The sequence below is a fragment of the Salinigranum sp. genome (genome assembly GCF_041641895.1).
Lineage (GTDB): Archaea > Halobacteriota > Halobacteria > Halobacteriales > Haloferacaceae > Salinigranum.
The window spans coordinates 1-2,572 of sequence record NZ_JBEPXO010000153.1 but is presented as its reverse complement, the minus strand read 5'-3'; the positions used below and the strand labels follow the sequence as shown (position 1 = coordinate 2,572).

At 65.7% G+C, this 2,572-nt stretch carries 4 protein-coding genes; 1 reads left to right on the top strand and 3 read right to left on the bottom strand.

The genetic code is table 11. From position 1 onward, the window contains the following. Nucleotides 1-216: 216 nt before the first annotated feature. The 3 genes from ACESK5_RS19095 to ACESK5_RS19085 form a co-directional block, all read right to left on the bottom strand. A complete protein-coding gene (locus ACESK5_RS19095) occupies nt 217-921 on the bottom strand; it encodes a DUF2270 domain-containing protein (protein ID WP_372913169.1) in 705 nt (234 codons plus the stop codon). 216 nt (nt 922-1,137) lie between these two features. Continuing rightward, nucleotides 1,138-1,602 (bottom strand): DUF6691 family protein, encoded by a 465-nt coding sequence (locus ACESK5_RS19090; protein ID WP_372913168.1) that lies wholly within the window; start codon nt 1,600-1,602, stop codon nt 1,138-1,140. Continuing rightward, a complete protein-coding gene (locus tag ACESK5_RS19085) occupies nt 1,599-2,090 on the bottom strand; it encodes a YeeE/YedE family protein (RefSeq protein ID WP_372913167.1) in 492 nt (163 codons plus the stop codon). The genes ACESK5_RS19090 and ACESK5_RS19085 overlap by 4 nt, the downstream gene beginning before the upstream one ends. Before the next feature lie 299 nt (nt 2,091-2,389). On the opposite strand from ACESK5_RS19085, the gene ACESK5_RS19080 reads away from it, so the two are divergent. Beyond that, nucleotides 2,390-2,572: sulfurtransferase TusA family protein (locus ACESK5_RS19080; protein ID WP_372913166.1), on the top strand; the 183-nt coding region annotated here is incomplete at its 3' end.

Sequence of the window (2,572 nt, the reverse complement as noted above, 5' to 3'; positions counted from 1 at the left end):
AAGTGTTGTGCAATATTCGAACGACTGTAACAGACAGCTGAGAGGGGAACGGGTAGAGAGGGGAACGGACGGACGGAGGGCGAGCCCGAAATCGGCTACTAAATCTGTCGAGAGCGCCAGATAGAGACCGACGGCAGCGAGAACCCAGCTTCATGTTCGCTCACACTCGTGGACGATGCGAACCGTACTGCCGTGCGGATTCCGGTCGACCCGACCTCAGTGTCGGTCCGACTCACGGTCCCGACGGAGGGCCTCCTTCCTGATTTCGTCGCTCGCGTGCCACGTCCGGGGCCGAAGGCTGACGACGACGGCGACGAACATGAGGGCGGCGACGAGCGTCGTGACGACGACGCCCGAAATCCCCCCGACACTGGCGCTCGTGGGCCAGGCGACGTCCGTGAACGCCGTGATGCGAAGGACCCACGCCCCGTTCAGGAGCGCGAACAGCGGGAGGTACACCCGTCGAAGCCGGTGGGCCACCGCCTCCTCGGTCGTAATCTTGAGCGTGGGGTGGGCGAAGTCCTCGGCGAGTCGTTCGCGCCAGCGCTCGTCCTCGAGACCACGAGTCGGGTCGAGGCCGGGAGCCCAGACGTTCTGCTGGAGCGAGCGGACGCGACTCCGCCAGGAGTCGTACGCGCGGTACCGCCGGGCCTCGATGCTCAAGAAGAGGCCGACGGCGAGGTTGCCGACGAGGAGGACGTAGTGTGGGTTCGTCTCGTTCGAGAAGGCCCAGGTCAGAAGCGCCGCCAGCAACAGCACGGCCCAGTTAGTCGTGCGGTCGAGTCGCTCGCGCCACAGCTTCATCCGGTGAATCTCCCCCCGATACAGGTGCGCGAGCGCCGAACTCGGCCCCATGTCAGCGTCGAGCAGCCCCGTGCCGACCCACGGGTTCGGGGCGTCGTCCGTGTCGGGGGTCGACAGCTGTTTTGTGTCCGGGTCAGCGGCCGACGGGTGGCGCTCCTCCGTGTCGGGAGTCGACGAGCGGCGCTCCTCCGGTTCAGCGGCCGACGAGTGACGCTCGTCCGAGTCGGTGTCAGCACTCACACTGACTAGTACCGGTGGCCGGTCGAAAAGAGTTTTGATAGTGTGCAATACAAACAAGATATCGAAACCCGCGGCGAGGAAGTCCGTGCAGGGTCAGTCGTCTGCGGTGACCGCCTCGCTCGAGACGGTCTCGCTGCGGGAGCGCCAGTACGCCTGGGCGTACGCGCCGACGAACATGCCGGCGATGGCCCAGAGGATGGGGAGGTTGCCGATGCCGACGCTGGCGTAGGCGGCGCCAGGACAGATGCCCGAGACCCCCCAGCCGACGCCGAAGACCACGCCGCCGACGGCGACGTTGCGGTCCATCGACTTCACACGCCGGCCGTACGTGTCGCCGGTCAGCGGCGCACGGTCGAGGAAGCGGGTGGCGACGAAGAACGTGACGCCGGAGACGACGGCCGCGCCGCCCATGACGAGGACCAGTCCGAGGTCGTCGAACTGGAGGAAGTCGAGGACGACCTCCGGCCGGGCCATCCCGCTGTACGCGAGGCCGAAACCCTGGATCAGGCCGCCGAGGACGACGAGCGGCATGAACAGGGGGTGTCTGTCTCGGCTCACGGCGTCACCCCCAGGGCGGCGACGACGGCCGCGGTGACGATGGCGACGCCGACGAAGAGGACGACGTTCACGAGCGACGTCCGCGAGGCGGAGCCGAGGCCACAGACGCCGTGCCCGGCGGTACAACCCTTCCCGATTCGCGTCCCGACTCCCACGAGGACGCCGCCGCCGAACAGCCGCCAGGGCTGAACTTCGGTGGTGAAGACACCCGGGTCGAGCAGGAGTCCCCAGACGGCCGCTCCCGCGACGATGCTCAGCGCGAAGACCACCCGCCAGTCACGCGAGGCGAGGTACTTCGGCTGGTTCAGTCGGGAGAGGTCGGAGACGTACGAGAGCGTCGTCTCGAGGAACGTACTGTTCCCGGGGATGATGGCAGTCCCCAGGTAGATGACGGCGATGCCGGCGGCGACCATGACGCCACCAACCGCGTACTGCGTCACGCCGCGGGGAAACAGTTCGGCCGCGAACGGGAGCGCGAAGTCGACCATCACCACGCCACCTCGCTCGGTGCGCGTCGCCTGCTGGTGCGCGTCGATACGGTATCCATCATTCGATTATGTCTTGCACATACAGTGCAATAAGGATTCGGATGTCACGCGACGCGTGTTCGGAGTCCCGAGCCCCCATGACGGTCAGAAGACCCGTTTTGACCCTTTTGAAGCCGTTTTGTTCTCGTCTACTGACGTTCGTCTGCTCCCCATCCACCAGATTGGTTGTGCTTATATTGGGCACAATAACCGATAGACTTTTGCGTCAGCCGCCGGTACGGGAGGGTGAGGAAACACAGATGAGCTCGAACATCGACGTGACCGAGACACTCGACGTGAAAGGACAGAACTGCCCAATGCCGGTCATCAAGACGAAGCAGGCGATGGACGACCTCGCCGCGGGCGAGGTACTGGAGGTCGTCGCGACCGACAGCGGAAGCATGAGCGACATCGAGGGCTGGGCCGACTCCACGGCAGGCGTC

Bases quoted from the DNA above. Each gene is read 5' to 3' on its own strand.
- ACESK5_RS19085 (WP_372913167.1), bottom strand. From the start codon at position 2,090: ATGGTCGACTTCGCGCTCCCGTTCGCGGCCGAACTGTTTCCCCGCGGC.